The sequence below is a fragment of the Paenibacillus sp. Soil522 genome (assembly GCF_001428245.1).
In the GTDB taxonomy this organism is placed as follows: Bacteria; Bacillota; Bacilli; order Paenibacillales; family Paenibacillaceae; genus Pristimantibacillus.
The window spans coordinates 14290-29705 of sequence record NZ_LMRV01000050.1 but is presented as its reverse complement, the minus strand read 5'-3'; the positions used below and the strand labels follow the sequence as shown (position 1 = coordinate 29705).

General features: G+C 50.7%; 12 protein-coding genes and 3 riboswitches. Of the genes, 1 reads left to right on the top strand and 11 read right to left on the bottom strand.

All coding sequences use genetic code 11. The features are described from left to right. Positions 1–45: 45 nt before the first annotated feature. Genes ASG81_RS16650 through kdpF form a run of 5 tightly spaced genes read right to left on the bottom strand, consistent with a single transcriptional unit; the run spans position 46 to position 6825 of the window. On the bottom strand, positions 46–2364 hold the full coding sequence (locus ASG81_RS16650) for a universal stress protein (RefSeq protein ID WP_056636457.1): 2319 nt from the start codon (positions 2362–2364) through the stop codon (positions 46–48). 4 nt (positions 2365–2368) lie between these two features. After that, a complete protein-coding gene (gene kdpC, locus ASG81_RS16645) occupies positions 2369–2977 on the bottom strand; it encodes a potassium-transporting ATPase subunit KdpC (RefSeq protein WP_056636455.1) in 609 nt (202 codons plus the stop codon). A 31-nt stretch (positions 2978–3008) separates the two neighbouring features. Further along, a complete protein-coding gene (kdpB, locus tag ASG81_RS16640) occupies positions 3009–5042 on the bottom strand; it encodes a potassium-transporting ATPase subunit KdpB (RefSeq protein WP_056636452.1) in 2034 nt (677 codons plus the stop codon). Between the two features lie 18 nt (positions 5043–5060). Beyond that, entirely contained in the window at positions 5061–6740 is a 1680-nt protein-coding gene (gene kdpA / locus ASG81_RS16635; protein ID WP_056636450.1) for a potassium-transporting ATPase subunit KdpA, read from the bottom strand. A 19-nt stretch (positions 6741–6759) separates the two neighbouring features. Further along, on the bottom strand, positions 6760–6825 hold the full coding sequence (gene kdpF / locus ASG81_RS34015; protein ID WP_442952896.1) for a K(+)-transporting ATPase subunit F: 66 nt from the start codon (positions 6823–6825) through the stop codon (positions 6760–6762). Positions 6826–7139: 314 nt separating this feature from the next. Beyond that, positions 7140–7311, bottom strand: a riboswitch (cyclic di-AMP (ydaO/yuaA leader). A gap of 93 nt (positions 7312–7404) precedes the next feature. Next, positions 7405–7603: riboswitch (cyclic di-AMP (ydaO/yuaA leader) on the bottom strand. Between the two features lie 327 nt (positions 7604–7930). Beyond that, a riboswitch (cyclic di-AMP (ydaO/yuaA leader) is annotated at positions 7931–8092 on the top strand. Between the two features lie 5 nt (positions 8093–8097). Between kdpF and ASG81_RS16630 the strand changes: the two genes are divergently transcribed. Continuing rightward, positions 8098–8523 (top strand): hypothetical protein, encoded by a 426-nt coding sequence (locus ASG81_RS16630; RefSeq protein WP_056636448.1) that lies wholly within the window; start codon positions 8098–8100, stop codon positions 8521–8523. Positions 8524–8696: 173 nt separating this feature from the next. Here ASG81_RS16630 and kduD read toward each other — a convergent pair whose 3' ends face one another. The 6 genes from kduD to ASG81_RS16600 all read right to left on the bottom strand — a co-directional run bounded on the left by kduD (position 8697) and on the right by ASG81_RS16600 (position 15410). Further along, positions 8697–9452: a 2-dehydro-3-deoxy-D-gluconate 5-dehydrogenase KduD gene (gene kduD / locus ASG81_RS16625; RefSeq protein WP_056636446.1), complete on the bottom strand. Its 756-nt coding sequence runs from the start codon at positions 9450–9452 to the stop codon at positions 8697–8699. 4 nt (positions 9453–9456) lie between these two features. Continuing rightward, positions 9457–10251, bottom strand: coding sequence for a DeoR/GlpR family DNA-binding transcription regulator (locus ASG81_RS16620; RefSeq protein WP_056636445.1), 795 nt, complete (start codon positions 10249–10251; stop codon positions 9457–9459). A gap of 25 nt (positions 10252–10276) precedes the next feature. Continuing rightward, a complete protein-coding gene (gene kduI, locus ASG81_RS16615) occupies positions 10277–11107 on the bottom strand; it encodes a 5-dehydro-4-deoxy-D-glucuronate isomerase (protein ID WP_056636443.1) in 831 nt (276 codons plus the stop codon). Positions 11108–11337: 230 nt separating this feature from the next. Next, entirely contained in the window at positions 11338–13380 is a 2043-nt protein-coding gene (locus ASG81_RS16610) for an alpha-glucuronidase family glycosyl hydrolase (protein ID WP_056636441.1), read from the bottom strand. A 37-nt stretch (positions 13381–13417) separates the two neighbouring features. Further along, the gene (locus ASG81_RS16605) at positions 13418–14446 is read right to left on the bottom strand and encodes an endo-1,4-beta-xylanase (protein ID WP_056636439.1); all 1029 of its coding nucleotides are present in this window, start codon (positions 14444–14446) and stop codon (positions 13418–13420) included. 19 nt (positions 14447–14465) lie between these two features. Then, positions 14466–15410 carry a carbohydrate ABC transporter permease gene (locus ASG81_RS16600; RefSeq protein WP_081417389.1) on the bottom strand — a complete coding sequence of 315 codons (945 nt, stop codon included), beginning with the start codon at positions 15408–15410 and terminating at the stop codon, positions 14466–14468. Between the last annotated feature and the right edge of the window lie 6 nt (positions 15411–15416).

Here is a 15416-nt window from a genome sequence, read left to right as displayed (position 1 = left end):
GCGGGATATTCCCTTTTATTAGTCTCTGCGCTCAAAAGCTGGATGTCACTTATCCGTCAACCGGTTTGCTACGATAAGCACATCCATATGGCGGCCTGCTTGAAGCAGCTCGCGTACGATATTTCCTCGAAGCATGGAATGCCACGCTTTGCGGCCCGACTGCCCGACGATCAGCTGCGTTGCCTTTGCCCGGCCCGCAGCAGTCAGCAGCGTACCTGCAATATGATTCCTGCTCTCCGTTTTTGACATTTCAAACACGCCGCCAAGCCTCTCCGTCAGCTTCATTAATGCGTCTCGTTTGTTTATTGATTCGTCAGTCCAAGAAGCTGCGTGCTGCACATAATGCACATGCCACTGAGCCTTCAGCCGGTACGCGATGCGGAAGCCGCGGCGTATGAGCCGCTCTGCATCGGCGTGAATATCGACGCCGACGAAGATGACTTCTCTTCTGCGGAGAGGCCCGCGCAGCGTCTGATTGCGATCCCAGGCCTCAAGCCGCTCATCAACGTCATCGGCAAGCTCGCGCAGGGCGAGCTCACGCAAAGCAATTAAATTACCGGTCGTAAAAAAGGCGCCAAGCGCTTGCTCCACCTTGTCCTTGGCATAAATTTTCCCCTCCCTCATGCGCTGCTGCAGCATTTGCGGCGTCACATCGATCAGCTCCACCTGATCGGCTAGCCGTATAATGGCATCCGGCACCGTTTCTCTTACCCGAACGCCGGTTACCTGCTCAATCGCGTCGTTCAAGCTTTCAATATGCTGCACATTCATCGTTGAAATGACAGATATGCCCTTCTCAAGCAAATGAATGACATCCTCAAAGCGCTTCTTTCTAATACTCCCGGGCACATTTGTATGGGCCAGCTCATCGACCAGCACGACATCCGGATTTCTTCGAATAATCGCTTCAACATCCATTTCCTCCAGCGCTGCGCCGTGATACTGAATCGCAAGCCGCTCGATAATCGGCAGCTCGCCAATCTGCTTTTCTGTATCCTGGCGTCCATGCGTTTCCACTAATCCGATGACGACATCTATCCCTTTACGGAGCATTATATTCGCTTCGGACAGCATCGTATATGTTTTCCCAACGCCGGGAGCTGCACCGATGTAAAGGTTGAAATGTCCTCTGCGAATCGACTCCATTTGCTGCTCGCGCTCTGCTTGACTGAACCTGCGGAACAACGCCTTCTGCGAATCGCTTCTTTGCTTGACCGGCAAAATCCGCTCGCCCTCATGCTCTGCACGGTCCGCCATAAGGAATAAATCGATCTGCTTGAGCTTGCGTAGCACGCTATCGGCAATCGAGCCTTGCCATAGCTGCTGCCATCTGCTCTGCTTGGAGTGTCCCATCACAATGCGCGTGACCTGATGCTCCTCTGCATAACGAACAAGAGCGGGCGGCAATCTCCGGCGCCGAAGCAGCGGCAGCTCCTCGAAGGTGCCTCCCACCTTCATCGTGAGCTTTTTAATGGAAGCTTTGAAGGCAAGCTCCTCCTTGGACAACTGTTTTTGAGGATGAATGAAGGAGACGACTACGATATCCCCATTAAGTCTTCTCGCAATTTGCTCTCCTCTTCGAACATATAAAGACCCGTTCCAATGATACTGTGCCGTAACAAGAATTCGCTCCGACGCGCCGGAAGGTCCGGTAAGTCCAAGCTCCTCCCGGTGCTTCTCCAGCGATTCGTTAACACCCTCGGCGACAAGGCGCAGCGACAGCTCCCGCAGCACAGCCAGATTTCCGCGCAGCGCGCTGGCTGGACCTGGCTGTGCGCCGAGCTGCCCTTCTTTAAACCGCTTTAGCATCGTTTCGGGCGAAACATCGATCAGCCTCACCTCATCGGCAAGCTCAAGCGTATTAGCAGGCACGGTGCAAGCGGGGCGAATGCCGGTCCATTTGAAAGCAGCCTCATCCACTCCCTCCAGCTCGTACACGTTAATCGTCGTAATGACGCTTATGCCCTTGCCAAGAAGATACTGCACATCCTCAAGCCGCGTCTTGAACCGAGCGCCCTCGCGATTGCGATGGGCGAGCCCGTCTATGAGAACCACCTCGGCGTTTCGCTCCACTAGAGCATCCGGATCCAGGTCCTTCTGCTCGGCTCCCTCTTTCCACCAATGGATGCTGGGCACCCGCTCGAATGGTTCGACCTGCTCGAGCGTTTCCGCGCTCTGGAGCGTAGATAACGCGCAGAGGACAACGTCGATGCCATCACGCTTCAGCTGCAATCCTTCTCGCAGCATATGATAGGTTTTGCCGGAGCCGCTCACCGCGCCGATTAATATTTTTAATCTACCCTGATGCAGCTTAGCTATGGAGAGCAGCAGCTCCTCTGGCGTTTTCCTTTTCAGCGGAGCCATTCGGCTATTCCCCCAGCATCGCGGACAAAGCGAGGTTCAGCTTCAGCACATTTACCCGTTCGTCGCCAAATAACCCTAAGTCACGACCTTCCGTATGCGCTTTGACCAGCTGCTCAAGCTCTGAAGCCGACACGCCGGTAAGCTTGCTTATTCTGGCGATTTGTACAACGGCCGATTGAGGAGTGATGTGCGGATCAAGCCCTGAGCCCGAGTTCGTAATCAATGCAATCGGCAGCTGATTAACCGGAACATCGGGATTACTCGTCTTCCAAGCCTCGATTGATGCTGCCGTCCTCTCCATTAATGCCGGATTAGATGGCCCATAGTTGTTCGAGCCGGAGCTGGCAGCATGATATGCAATACTGGATACACGTCCTTGAAACCACTTTTGATCACTGAAGCTTTGACCGATTAGCTCTGAACCTATCACTTTTCCCGAGCTGTCCTTAAGCAGGCTTCCACTGGCTTGCTTAGGGAACAGCAGCTGAGCTGCTCCCGTGCTTGCCAGCGGATAAATAATGCCGCAGAGGATCATAAATAATATACTTATGCGTAAAGGTACCAATAGGGCTGAAAGCCGGAAGCGCGAACTGCTTTTCATTTGCTCGTTCATTTTCTCATGCCTTCTTTCATCATTCGTCTTATTAAATCCATAAATGCACGGCGAAATCGATAAGCTTGATCCCTATGAAAGGAACGAGGACGCCGCCTAGTCCATAAATGAATACGTTGCGGCTAAGCAGCCTCGCACCGCTCATCGGCTTGTATGCCACACCTTTAATTGCAAGCGGGATGAGCAGCGGTATAATGATGGCGTTAAAAATAAGCGCCGACAAAATAGCCGAGAGCGGAGAGCCCAGCTTCATAATATTGAGCACGCCCATCTCCGGAATCGCGAGCATAAACATAGCGGGAATGATGGCAAAATATTTGGCAATATCATTCGCGATACTAAAGGTAGTCAGAGCGCCTCTCGTCATAAGCAATTGCTTGCCGATGGCAACGACTTCAATGATTTTGGACGGATCGGAGTCGAGGTCCACCATGTTGGCTGCTTCCTTGGCGGCAATCGTCCCGCTGTTCATCGCAAGACCAACGTCCGCTTGCGCAAGCGCAGGCGCATCGTTTGTACCGTCTCCCGTCATCGCAACCATCTTCCCGTCCGCCTGCTCGCGCCGTATGACGGCGATTTTATCCTCGGGCTTGCTCTCGGCAATAAAATCGTCGACGCCCGCTTCGCGCGCTATCGTTGCTGCCGTGAGCGGATTATCCCCCGTGCACATAATCGTTTTGATTCCCATCCCGCGCAGCTGCTCGAACCTTTCCTTCATGCCAGGCTTCACGGTATCCTTCAAATAGATGACACCAAACAATTGGTTATCAACGGCTACGGCGAGCGGCGTTCCGCCCAGTGTAGCGATCTTATTCGAAATTTGCTCTAAATCGGACGGAATTGCTCCGCCCTGCGCCGCTACCCATTTCCGCACTGCATCGACCGAGCCCTTGCGTACAAGGCGGCCATCCGCCAGATCAATGCCGCTCATCCGCGTCTCCGCCTTAAACTCTACGAATTCGCCGCCTTCGGCAAGCCCCGCGTCGTAGCTCATGCCTTGCTTCTTCATCCATTCGAGCACGGATCTGCCTTCAGGCGTTTCATCCTTAAGCGAGCTAATGGCCGCCCATCCCGCTAGCGTCTGAATGTTACTGCCTTCAACCGGAACAAGCTCGCTTGCCATCCGGTTGCCGAATGTAATCGTACCTGTTTTATCCAAAATCATCGTATTAATGTCGCCTGCCGCCTCAACGGCCTTTCCGGACATCGCCAGCACGTTAAACTGTGTAACCCGGTCCATGCCCGCGATGCCGATTGCCGATAATAAACCGCCGATCGTCGTCGGAATAAGACAAACAAGCAGCGCTATTATTACCGGTATTTCTAATTTGATGTTCAAATAATTAGCGATAGGTGCTAAAGTTACGACGACGATCAAGAAAATAATCGTTAAGCTTGTTAACAGTGTATTCAGCGCAATTTCGTTAGGCGTCTTTTGACGCTTGGCACCTTCAACGAGCGTAATCATGCGGTCAATGAACGATTCGCCGGGCTCGCTCGTCATTCGCACCTTTATTTGGTCGCTCACAACTCTTGTTCCGCCCGTTACGGAGCTAAAGTCGCCCCCCGCTTCTTTAACGACGGGAGCCGATTCCCCCGTAATGGCCGATTCGTCAACCGAGGCCAATCCTTCAATGATTTCGCCGTCACCGGGTATCATCTCGCCTTGCGAGACGATAACGATATCGCCTTTACGGAGCTCAGTTGACGATACGACCGTAATGGAGCCCCCTATCAGCTTATTCGCGCTCATTTCCTGCTTTGATTTTTTGAGTGAATTCGCTTGAGCCTTGCCCCTTCCCTCCGCGATCGCTTCGGCAAAATTAGCGAACAGCAGCGTAAACAATAAAATTAAAAACACGGTAATATTAAAGCCGATCCGCTCCCGCGAATCAAAGTATCCTGGAAAAACAGCCATCAGCAGCACGATAACCGTGCCCGCCTCAACGACGAACATAACCGGATTTTTCATCATGACAGCCGGATTTAATTTAATAAAACTATCGATCACAGCGCGCTTTACCGCATCTGCCGACAGCAGCTTATTTTTCTTATGTCTACTCAAAATCGTTCACCTCATCCGTTAGCGGAGTGTCAAATATTCTGCGACCGGCCCAAGTACGATGACCGGCAAAAAGGTTAGGGCACCGATTAACAGCACGGTACCGATTAATAATCCCGTAAATAGCCCATTATCCGTGCGGAACGTGCCGATCGTCTCAGGGACAGGCTGCTTGCGAACAAGCGACCCTGCAACGGCCAGCATCGCAATCATCGAAATATAGCGGCCCAGCAGCATGACAAGCCCAGTGCTTATATTCCAGAATGGCGTATTGTCGCCTAATCCCTCAAAGCCGGAGCCATTGTTCGCCGCCGAGGATGTAAATTCATACAGTACCTGGCTTATGCCATGATAGCCCGGATTCGTTATCGCCCCATGGCCCAAATCCGTCATAAAGGCGATAGCCGTGGGCACTAATATTATGAAGGGATGAGCAAGTATGGCGACCGCAATGAGCTTCATTTCACGCGGTTCGATTTTTCGCCCCAGAAACTCCGGCGTTCGTCCGACCATCAGCCCGCATATAAACACGGCCAATATCGCATACATGAGCATATTGATGAGTCCGGCTCCCTTGCCGCCGAATACGACATTCAGCATCATTTCTCCAAGCGGCACCAAGCCGCCGAGAGGCGTTAGCGTATCGTGCATATTGTTAACGGTTCCGGTCGTCGCTGCGGCCGTCACCGTTGTGAACAATGCGGATTGCGCGATCCCGAACCTCACTTCCTTGCCTTCCATGCTGCCTTGCGAAGCATCGATGCCTAGCGCGCTCAATGCCGGATTGCCCATTTTCTCCGATGTGTAGGCTGCGCTAAGGAACACGAGGAACAGGCACATCATGGCTGTGAACACAACCCAGCCTTGTTTTTTGTTTTTGGCGAATAATCCAAATGTATAAGGCAGTGCGGCCGGAAGCGCCCACATCGATAAAATCTGAATCACGTTCGTTAACGGATTCGGATTCTCAAAGGGGTGCGCCGAGTTAACTCCAAAAAATCCGCCGCCATTCGTCCCCAAATGCTTAATCGATTCAAGCGAAGCGACAGGACCAATCGCAATTTGCTGCATGGCACCCTCCAGTGTTTTAACCGTCAAAGTCGGATCGAGCGTTTGCGGTACCTGAAGAGCAACGAGCACAAGCATAAGAATAAAGGAGACCGGAAGAAAGATTCTCGTGTGCGCTTTGACAAAGTCCTCGAAGAAGTTCCCGATCGTTTGCCCTTTGCTCGTAATCCCGCGGACGAATGCAATCGCAACCGAGAAGCCCGTGGCCGCTGACGTGAACATCATCATCATAATGACCGCCATTTGCGAGAAATACGATAAGGCGCTTTCCCCGCTGTAATGCTGCAGGTTCGTATTCGTTATAAAGCTGATGACCGTATTAAAGGTAAGCGTTGGCTCCATGCTCCCCATCCCGTTCGGATTAAACGGAAGCACGTTTTGCAAGCGCAAAATCAAATAGCTGAAAGCTGCCAGAATGATATTCGTTGTGATAAAGCTGAGCGCGTATATTTTCCAGCTCATGCCCTCTCTCCGTTTTAGACCAATAAGCTTATAAATTAGCCTCTCCGGGCCTCCGAACACCTTGTCTAATCGGTTGTGTTCATTCGAGAACACATGATAGACATAAGTGCCCAGCGGCTTGACTAGCAGCACCAGAATCGCAATGACTATAAGCATTTGTAAAATATCCATCGCAGGTAATCCTCCTCCACTAAAACTTTTCCGGATGAATTAAGGCATATATGAGATAAACGAAAACAAATAAGGCCATTACCATCACGATAATCATTAGCTTTCGCCCCCCGTTTGGTCGATGACGCTGCCGCACCAAGTCAAAAACCCGTAAAATAAACCGAAGCTTGCCAATAAAGCGACGATCATATAAACATCCAGCATTGCATTCCCTCCTGCATTATTTATTGCTTAAAAAGAAAACCGGCTTCACCGGATTGCGAACGTTCTTCCGCCAACCTGCTTCTCCTTCATATGATGAAAAAAGACAACAAAAAAGAAGCCTTGGGATCAGAGGAACCAATCCCGCAGCTTCTTATTGCCCGCAGCTGAAAAAGCCGCAGGAAGCGCGATGGTTGTTGCCTCTCTCGAGTGCGCTTACGAGGTTAGCTGCCGGATTCGGACCTAGAGAGCTGCCCTACGCTTGGCTGCTGCCAAGCGATTCACCCCATGAAGCGAAAGCGTGCTTACGCGCGCTTCGTTTCGTTGGTTCCCCCGTTCCTGCTGCTGCAGGACTCAGCGTGTTACATGCTTTCCATACTAGCCGCTCCGTTTTCGGGCAGCAAAAACCGCAGAGGCCTATGACACTCTGCGGTCGACGTTAATCGATCACAAGCTTCATCATTCCTCTCCAGATCCACGCTTACGAGGTTAGCTGTCGGATTCGGGCGGTGAGAGTCGCCCTACCTTGACCGGTATCCATGGTACCTGTCAAGGATTCACCCCTGCTCTGCGTACGTCCGACTCTCACATCGGATATGCGCACAGCGTATCTATTAGTTCCCCCGCTTTCCGCCTTCGCGGAAACTCAGCGATCAGTAAATCGAAACTTATTTATGAATCCTGTATCGAATCTTACTCCTTGCTATAAGTGCTGTAAAGGATACCCGCTGGCTAATTTAGCTAAATTAAGACCCGCAGAACGTTTCGCAACGCTTACAGTCATATCAATCTCAATATATCTCACTATTTCTTTGTTTTACTCACATTTATGAAAATAACCCTAGCTCTTCCTCAGCCGTTTTTCAGCCACTGTTTTACAAGCGCCCCATTCGGGTTTACTATAGATAGCAAGCCGATTACCGCCAACCATTATCGCTGAATTTTTCATAAGATTTACAGCGAAGCGATTGAGGGTTATAATAAAGAGTACATTATTAACGCTGAATTTTTCGAATGAAAAAGCGGGGGAACCAACGCGTACGTTCGATAACGTTTCGCAAGGGGTGAATCCAGGGATTTGTAACCCTGGTAGGGCATTCTCTCTAGCCCGAATCCGGCAGCTAACCTCGTAAGCGAACAAAGGAGAGATTTTTTTATGTTGACAAATTGTGCAAAACAGCAGTATTTTTTCACCGAACAATCTCCCTATTTATCCGTCACACGAATCGAACTATTCGTCATTCCAGCTATCGCCGTCGACTCGGCAGGCCATCGCATATGTCTGCGTTTAACAAGCAATCAAGGCTTCGGCTGGAGCGAGCTATTCGCCTGCGATACTGAAGATGCGATTGACTTGGAACGATGGAGCGACCTGCTTCAAAGCTTTATCGGCAGCGTCCCTCTCCCGCCTCTAAACCATTTTCAGTATGACAAGACGGATCGGGACGGACGCATACTCAACCTATTCGCCTCAGCCGTCAATCATGTCCTGGCACATGCATCCGATTTATCACCGTTCAAAAGCGATCTTGAAGAATCTGTTTTGCGTCAACGTGCTGTCTCCTACATCTCTTTGGATTAACGGTCTTCATAACAAAAAAAGACAGTCCAGAACAGGTAACCACGGTTCTGGGCTGTCTTACTGTTATCGTCTCTGCATCCCGGTCAAGTTAGCAAAAATATTTGTAACCATATACGCCTCTATTTCGAAAGAAAAAGCCCGCACTCTACTATGGAGGCGCGGGCTTCTTGCATTTACCTGACTAACCAACCGCCGTCAACGGCCAATATATGGCCATTCATATAATCGGAGGCTGCGGAAGCCAAAAATACGGCCGGTCCGATCAAATCCTCAGACGTTCCCCAGCGTCCTGCCGGAATGCGCTGCAAAATTTGCGTGCTGCGAACCGGATCCTCACGAAGCGCTTCCGTATTATCCGTGCTCATATAGCCAGGCGCAATCGCGTTTACTTGCAAGCCCTTGCCAGCCCACTCGCTCGCAAGCGCTTTGGTAAGCCCGGCAACCGCATGCTTGCTGGATGTATAGCCAGGAACGTTAATGCCTCCTTGATAGGAGAGCATAGAAGCGATATTAATAATTTTGCCGGAGCCCTGCTCAATCATATGCTTGCCTGCCAGCTGCGAAAGGAGAAATACCGAATTTAAGTTAACGTCAAGTACATCCTGCCAATCCTCGTAGCTATGCTCTGCGGCAGGGGTCCGGCGGATAATGCCCGCGTTATTGACGAGTACGTCGATGCGTCCCAGCTCATCGACCGTACGCTCAATGATACCCGCAAGCTTGGTGCGGTCGGCAATATCCGCTTGGATCGTAATGGCCTTTCGTCCCAGCGCACGCACCGCATCCGCCGTTTTCTCGGCTGGCGTACGGTTCGTGACAAGCGCCACATCTGCGCCCGCCTGGGCAAGTCCAAGCGCGATCGCTTCTCCAAGTCCGCGTCCCGCACCTGTAACGACAGCTGTTTTCCCCGTCAAATCAAACAAACTCATCGAATCATGTCCTCCCTTTCGTTCGCTTCCCGTTCTCCGGAAGCTCCGCCCTCATCATCCGTATATCAAGCGCCTCGTATTTCGCCGCCACTTCTGAAGAAATTCCGGCATCCGTAATGATGCAATCGATCTCGCTAAGCCCGGCAAACGTAATTAAGGCGCCCTTGTCGAATTTGCTATGATCGGCCAGACAGTAGACCATCTTAGCATTCTCCATATACAGCTTCTTCAGCTTTGTCAATTCTTCTGTAAATATCGTAAGCCCGTATTCCAAATGAATGCCCGTCGTGGAAAGAAACAGCTTATGGACATTCAAGCGTTTAATCCATTCCTGCGATTCCGCGCCAATGAGCAGATTATTATGCCGATAGCCGCCGGGAATAACGAGCCTTACCTGATCCTTAACGGTCAGCTCACGGATAATAAGCAGATCATTCGTCAGCACCGTTACAGGAATATTCGGCATCAGCTTCGCCATCTCCAGCGTCGTGCTGCCGGCGTCCAGCGCTATAATATCGTTTGGCTCAATGCATGAAAGGGCTAGCGCGGCGATTGCCGTCTTCTCCCTCTGATGCTTGCTGTTCGGAAAATGCAGCGGATTCAGGCTATCCTCGCCTTCCTGCGCAGGCACAGCTCCGCCATGGGTCCGCTTCAACAGCCCCTTCTCTTCCAGCTTTTCGAGGTCCTCGCGAACCGTCTTCTCGGTAACTTGAAACAGCTCGCTTAGCTCGGAAACCTTGACCGCGCCAAGCTGCTCTAATTTTTCAATGATTTTACGATGCCGTTCAGCAGCAAGCATGGTGCACCTCCTGTAGCGAATGCTTCTATTTTAGCTCGCTTGCAGGTACCGCGTCCATGTCTGTAAATGTATAGTTCTCACCGGCCATCGACCAGCAGAACGTATAGTTGCTCGTTCCAACGCCGGAATGGATCGACCAAGGCGGCGAAATGATCGCTTGCTCATTCGCTACGACAAGATGTCTCGTCTGCGAAGGCTCGCCCATCATATGGAATACGCGGGCATCGGCATTCATGTCGAAGTACAAGTATGCTTCCATACGGCGGTCATGCACATGCGAAGGCATTGTGTTCCAGACGCTTCCGGTTTTCAAGCTTGTTACGCCCAGCATCAGCTGGCAGCTTTGTATGCCGTCTGCATGGATATACTTATAAAGAACGCGTTCGTTGGAGGTCTCCTGCGAGCCAAGATGAGTTGGATTCGCTTCCTCCATCGTCATCCTGCGTGTTGCGATTTCAGCATGCGCAAGCGCGGAACAGAAATAAAGCTTCGCAGGGTTCGCTTTGTCCACGCTGGACAGCAGTACTTGGCGTTTTCCTTTGCCGACGTAAAGCACGTCCAGCTTGTTCAGCTCGTATATTTCTCCATCAACGGAAATCGAAGCCGGTCCGCCAATGTTCAAGAAGCCAACCTCACGGCGCTCCAAGAAATATTCGGTTTTTAGCGTAGCTGCATCCTCCAGCTCAAGAGTCTCGTTCACAGGCACCGCTCCGCCGACAACCATGCGGTCATAATGCGTATATGTCATCTTAATTTGATCCTGCTCGAACAGGCTTTCGATCAAAAACTCGCTGCGCAGACGTTCCGTATCATATTGCTTCACATCGGTAGGGTTTGTTGTGTGGCGTACTTCCATTGGATAAAAGCCTCCTAAATTTTTTATAGCGCAAAGCTTGCTTCGCAAGCCTTCGCTCAGGTTTGTTATTGTTCGTTTTTATAATATCACACATTTACGAACATAAAAAGAACATTTTAAATCAAAATTAATAGCTTGGGCATAAAAAAAGCAAGAGGCTCTCTTTCCTTAAGAGAACCTCTTGCAGCTCAGCGGTATCGCATATGAAATCTACAGCATAGGTAGAAAAGTTAATAGATTTTTCGGCCAAAAGCATCAGCGATACCTGATTTCCGGTAAAAATACGTATTAATGACATCGCGCCAATGCTTGGCGTGATCGGCCTGAACCGACAACCGGTCAGCGATATGAGCAAACCTTGCTTCGTCGATCTTACCGGCTAAACCGGCCCATTCCTGCTGTAACCATTCAGCTTCCTCCGCGCCCCGGAAATGAGTGTCATATATATGTTGAATGACCGTTTTTCCGGAACGAAGCTTATGGGTATAAGGCACATGGTGAAAAAAGAGAAGCAATTCGTCCGGACAGGTTTCCGTGCTCTCATACAGCGAAACATTCGGTTCTTCATACTGCGACGTATATCCCGTTCCCGTCGCCTGCGTCCGGTCAACGCCTATGCCATAGCGATCCGCAAAATGATAAGTTCCCCACCTTGAATACTCGTAGCCGTCCACATCCGGGCCATAATGATGGTTAGGTGCAACCATCCAGCCGACTCCGAGCGGTGCGGTGTATCCTTCGTAAATGGACCAAGATTTCATCAGCATCCGGCTGATCGCAGCTGCCGCCTCAGGATCGCGGCCAAACGTTGCGATTGTCCATTCGATGGAAATCTCCTCGGCGGTCAGATCCGGATTCCAGATGAGCCGGCCATATCCGTAAAGATTTGCCTGTGCAAGTATATGTCCCGTCCAGCTTTCCTCATTTCCGATATTGGATACCGCCGCAACCCCGCTAACCTTCATACCGTATGCCGAACCATCCACGATTCGTTTTACTTCAGTTCCTGAGCCTTCCGCATAAGTATCGAAATCCAGTACCTGCTTCCATTGCGGCACCAGATAGCACAGATGCTGCTGCTGTCCGGTATACTCTTGGGTAATTTGAAACTCCATCATCTGGTTCGTTTTTTTCATTGCGCCGAACAAAGGGGATACGGGCTCCCGGACCTGGAAGTCCATGGGTCCATTCTTGATTTGTAGAAGCACATTGCTCCGAAACCGGCCATCTAACGGCTTGAAATGATCAAATGCCGCACGGGCGCGATCGGTCTTCCGATCACGCCAATCCTGCATGCAGTCATACACGAAGCAGCGCCAGATAACGATTCCATCATGGACTGCAAGCGCGTCGGCAAGCATGTTCGCCCCATCCGCATGATCCCGCCCGTAAGCGAATGGGCCCGGCCGATGCTCAGAGTCTGCCTTCACGACAAAACCTCCGAAATCAGGAATGAACGTATAGATCCGCTCAGCCGTTTCCTTCCACCATCGCTGCACTCCGGCATCCAGCGGGTCTGCTGTCAACAAGCCTCCGATCTGTAAAGGCGCTGCAAAATTAACGCTCAGGAACAGAGTAATCCCGTAATCACGGAAAATGTCCGCAATGACCGCTACAGACGGAAGCTGTTCTTCGGTGATAAACCTCGTCTCCATCTCATGGACATTCACATTGTTAATAGAAATGGCGTTCAGACCGACAGAGGCTAACAATCGCGCATAATCCTTTATTCTCTGCCGATCGGCGGTCATGCTCCCATTATGATAAAAAATGGAACGTCCCGCATACCCCCGCTCGATCGATCCGTCCGCGTTATCCCACTGATTAATCATTCGCAGCAGGTTTCTTGGAGATTCTTCCACATCCAGCTCCGCTAAAGGCTTACCTGCGCCCAGCAGTCGAAGCAAATGGAAAACGCCATACAACACACCCGCTTCCGAGCCTCCGGTAAGGAATAAATTGCTATGCTCAGCTCCTTGCCTGTACCGAAGCGCAAATCCCTCTCTCCCCAGCTTCCAGTCCTCCAAGCCTGCTTCTTCAGTGTAAACCATTATTTGAATGCAGCCGCCAGCATCAGACATTTTCTTGAGGGGCGGAGTTATGCCGATTAAAGCCTGGACGCCGTTCTGGAGCTCCTTGATTGCGGTTGCCAAAACGCCGGACGGTTCGCCGTCAAAGATTAGCTGTCCAAGAATAGCTGAATATTCTTTTTTCAACTGCATATCCTCAAGCGGCGGAACATTAAGCCAAGCTTTATACGTATTGCTATTCATTCAATAATGCGCCTCCTTATAAGCTCGCTTAGCTATGCTAGGTCTGCGAGGTCTGCGAGGTCTGCTTGATAACACGCCAGAACGAGCCTTTAGGCTCATGGCTCCCATCAAACAGCAGCGGCCAGTTTTTCCGCCCCCGGACGGGAAAGTCGCTCAGCCACGTGTAATCATCCGCCGCTCCCCAGAAGGTGACGGCGTCAATGTGATTCCGGTATTCCGCCAGCAGATTGAACAGCTCCTCATACCGCTTCTCCTGCTGCTCCAGCATTACTCCGGTAGGGCGAACTAAATCCGTACGCAAATCGTCGTGACGGAACACGGATACATCAAGCTCTGTTAATTGCAGTCTTAGACCAAGCGAAGCATACTTCTCGATTGCAGCCCGGATTTCGTCCAAACCGGGACTGTACAGGTTCCAATGCGCTTGAAGTCCGATCCCATGCACAGGTACGTCCTGTTCGAGCAGCGATTTTACCAGGTTAAATATCTTATCGCGCTTGAGCGGATTGGACTCGTTATAATCATTGTAAAAAAGCTGGGCTTTAGGATCTGCTTCATGGGCATATTCAAACGCTTTGGCAATAAAGCCCGGTCCGGCGATATCCAGCCACTTCGATGGACGCAGCAGGTCCGGGCCTTCGTCAGCAATGACTTCATTGACCACATCCCATGCATAGATATCCTCTTTGTAACGCTTCACGACCGTATCAATATGCGATTTCAAACGTTCAAACAGCTTGTCCCGGCTGACGGGACTGCCATCCGCTTCTTGAAACAGCCAATCCGTCGTCTGATTATGCCAAACAAGCGTATGCCCTCTCATTTTCTTGCCATGTTCCCTTGCGAAAGCCGCGATTTGGTCTGCCCCTTCGAACGTATACGTGTCTTCAGCTGGATGCAGGCTTACGAATTTCATTTCATTCTCGGCGGTCAGGCTGTTATAATGCTTGGCGATGAGATCGCCAGCCCGGATAATGGTGCGCGGATTAACCGCTGCCCCAATATCGAATGAACCTCTAAATGCTTCGTACAGCTTAGGAACGTTATCGGCCTTGCTGCTGCTCATACCATTTCCCCCTATTCGGTTAACCTTTCACGCCGCCTACCGTCATTCCTTTTACAAAATATTTTTGCAGGAACGGGTACACCATTATGATCGGCAAGGATGCCACAATGGTCATTGTTGCGCGGATCGCGAACGGCGTCACCGTATTTGCTCCCGAGTTGCTGGCATTAGCGAACGCATCGCCGGCCGTCTTCGTCGTCAAAGAAGCGTTTGAGTTTTGGAGAATTTTCTGAAGCTCATATTGCAGCGTGCTGAGATCGATATTCGATGAATTGTACAGAAATACGTCAAACCATTGGTTCCACTGATACACGGCCGAGAACAGAGCCACGGTTGCAAGCACGGGAACGCAGAGCGGCAGGACGATGCTGTAAAACATCTTAAAGTCTCCGGCTCCGTCTATTCTTGCCGACTCTAGAATGCTTTCCGGCAGTCCTTCGATAAAGGAGCGAATAATGATGAGGTTAAATACACCGATCAAGCCCGGGAAGATATATACCCAGAAATTGTCGAGCAGCCCCAAATCACGGATTAATAGAAAGTTGGGAATGAGGCCGCCGTTAAAGTACATCGTCAAAATGAACGCAATCGTCACGAATTTCCGGAGAACATACTCCTGCCTGGAAATGGTGTACGCTACCATCGCCGAACAAAAAACGGTCGATATCGTGCCGATGACGGTACGAAAAATAGAGACCAGCGTCGCATGGAATATCGTTGATTCCTTCAGCACATATTCATAGTTGTCCAGTGTCCATATCCTTGGCAATAAATAAATGCCGCCCTTAATCGAATCGGTCGCGTTGTTAAGCGATACGGCAGCCGTATTCAAGAAGGGATATAAGGTTACGACCATGAGTAAGGTAAGAAAGATATAATTGCAAATATCGAATAGTCGATCGCCGCGCGACGTGCGGATGCGGCTGGCCTTTTTTGACACCGCTTTTGATACCGGATGATTCATGCTGTA

Coding starts and splice junctions, on each gene's coding strand:
- kduI (WP_056636443.1), bottom strand. CDS start 11,107: ATGGAAGTACGCCACACAACAAACCCTACCGATGTGAAGCAATATGAT.
- ASG81_RS16620 (WP_056636445.1), bottom strand. CDS start 10,251: ATGCTTGCTGCTGAACGGCATCGTAAAATCATTGAAAAATTAGAGCAG.
- kdpC (WP_056636455.1), bottom strand. CDS start 2,977: ATGAACGAGCAAATGAAAAGCAGTTCGCGCTTCCGGCTTTCAGCCCTA.
- kdpA (WP_056636450.1), bottom strand. CDS start 6,740: ATGGATATTTTACAAATGCTTATAGTCATTGCGATTCTGGTGCTGCTA.
- ASG81_RS16630 (WP_056636448.1), top strand. CDS start 8,098: ATGTTGACAAATTGTGCAAAACAGCAGTATTTTTTCACCGAACAATCT.
- ASG81_RS16600 (WP_081417389.1), bottom strand. CDS start 15,410: ATGAATCATCCGGTATCAAAAGCGGTGTCAAAAAAGGCCAGCCGCATC.
- ASG81_RS16605 (WP_056636439.1), bottom strand. CDS start 14,446: ATGAGCAGCAGCAAGGCCGATAACGTTCCTAAGCTGTACGAAGCATTT.
- ASG81_RS16650 (WP_056636457.1), bottom strand. CDS start 2,364: ATGGCTCCGCTGAAAAGGAAAACGCCAGAGGAGCTGCTGCTCTCCATA.
- ASG81_RS16610 (WP_056636441.1), bottom strand. CDS start 13,380: ATGAATAGCAATACGTATAAAGCTTGGCTTAATGTTCCGCCGCTTGAG.
- kduD (WP_056636446.1), bottom strand. CDS start 9,452: ATGAGTTTGTTTGATTTGACGGGGAAAACAGCTGTCGTTACAGGTGCG.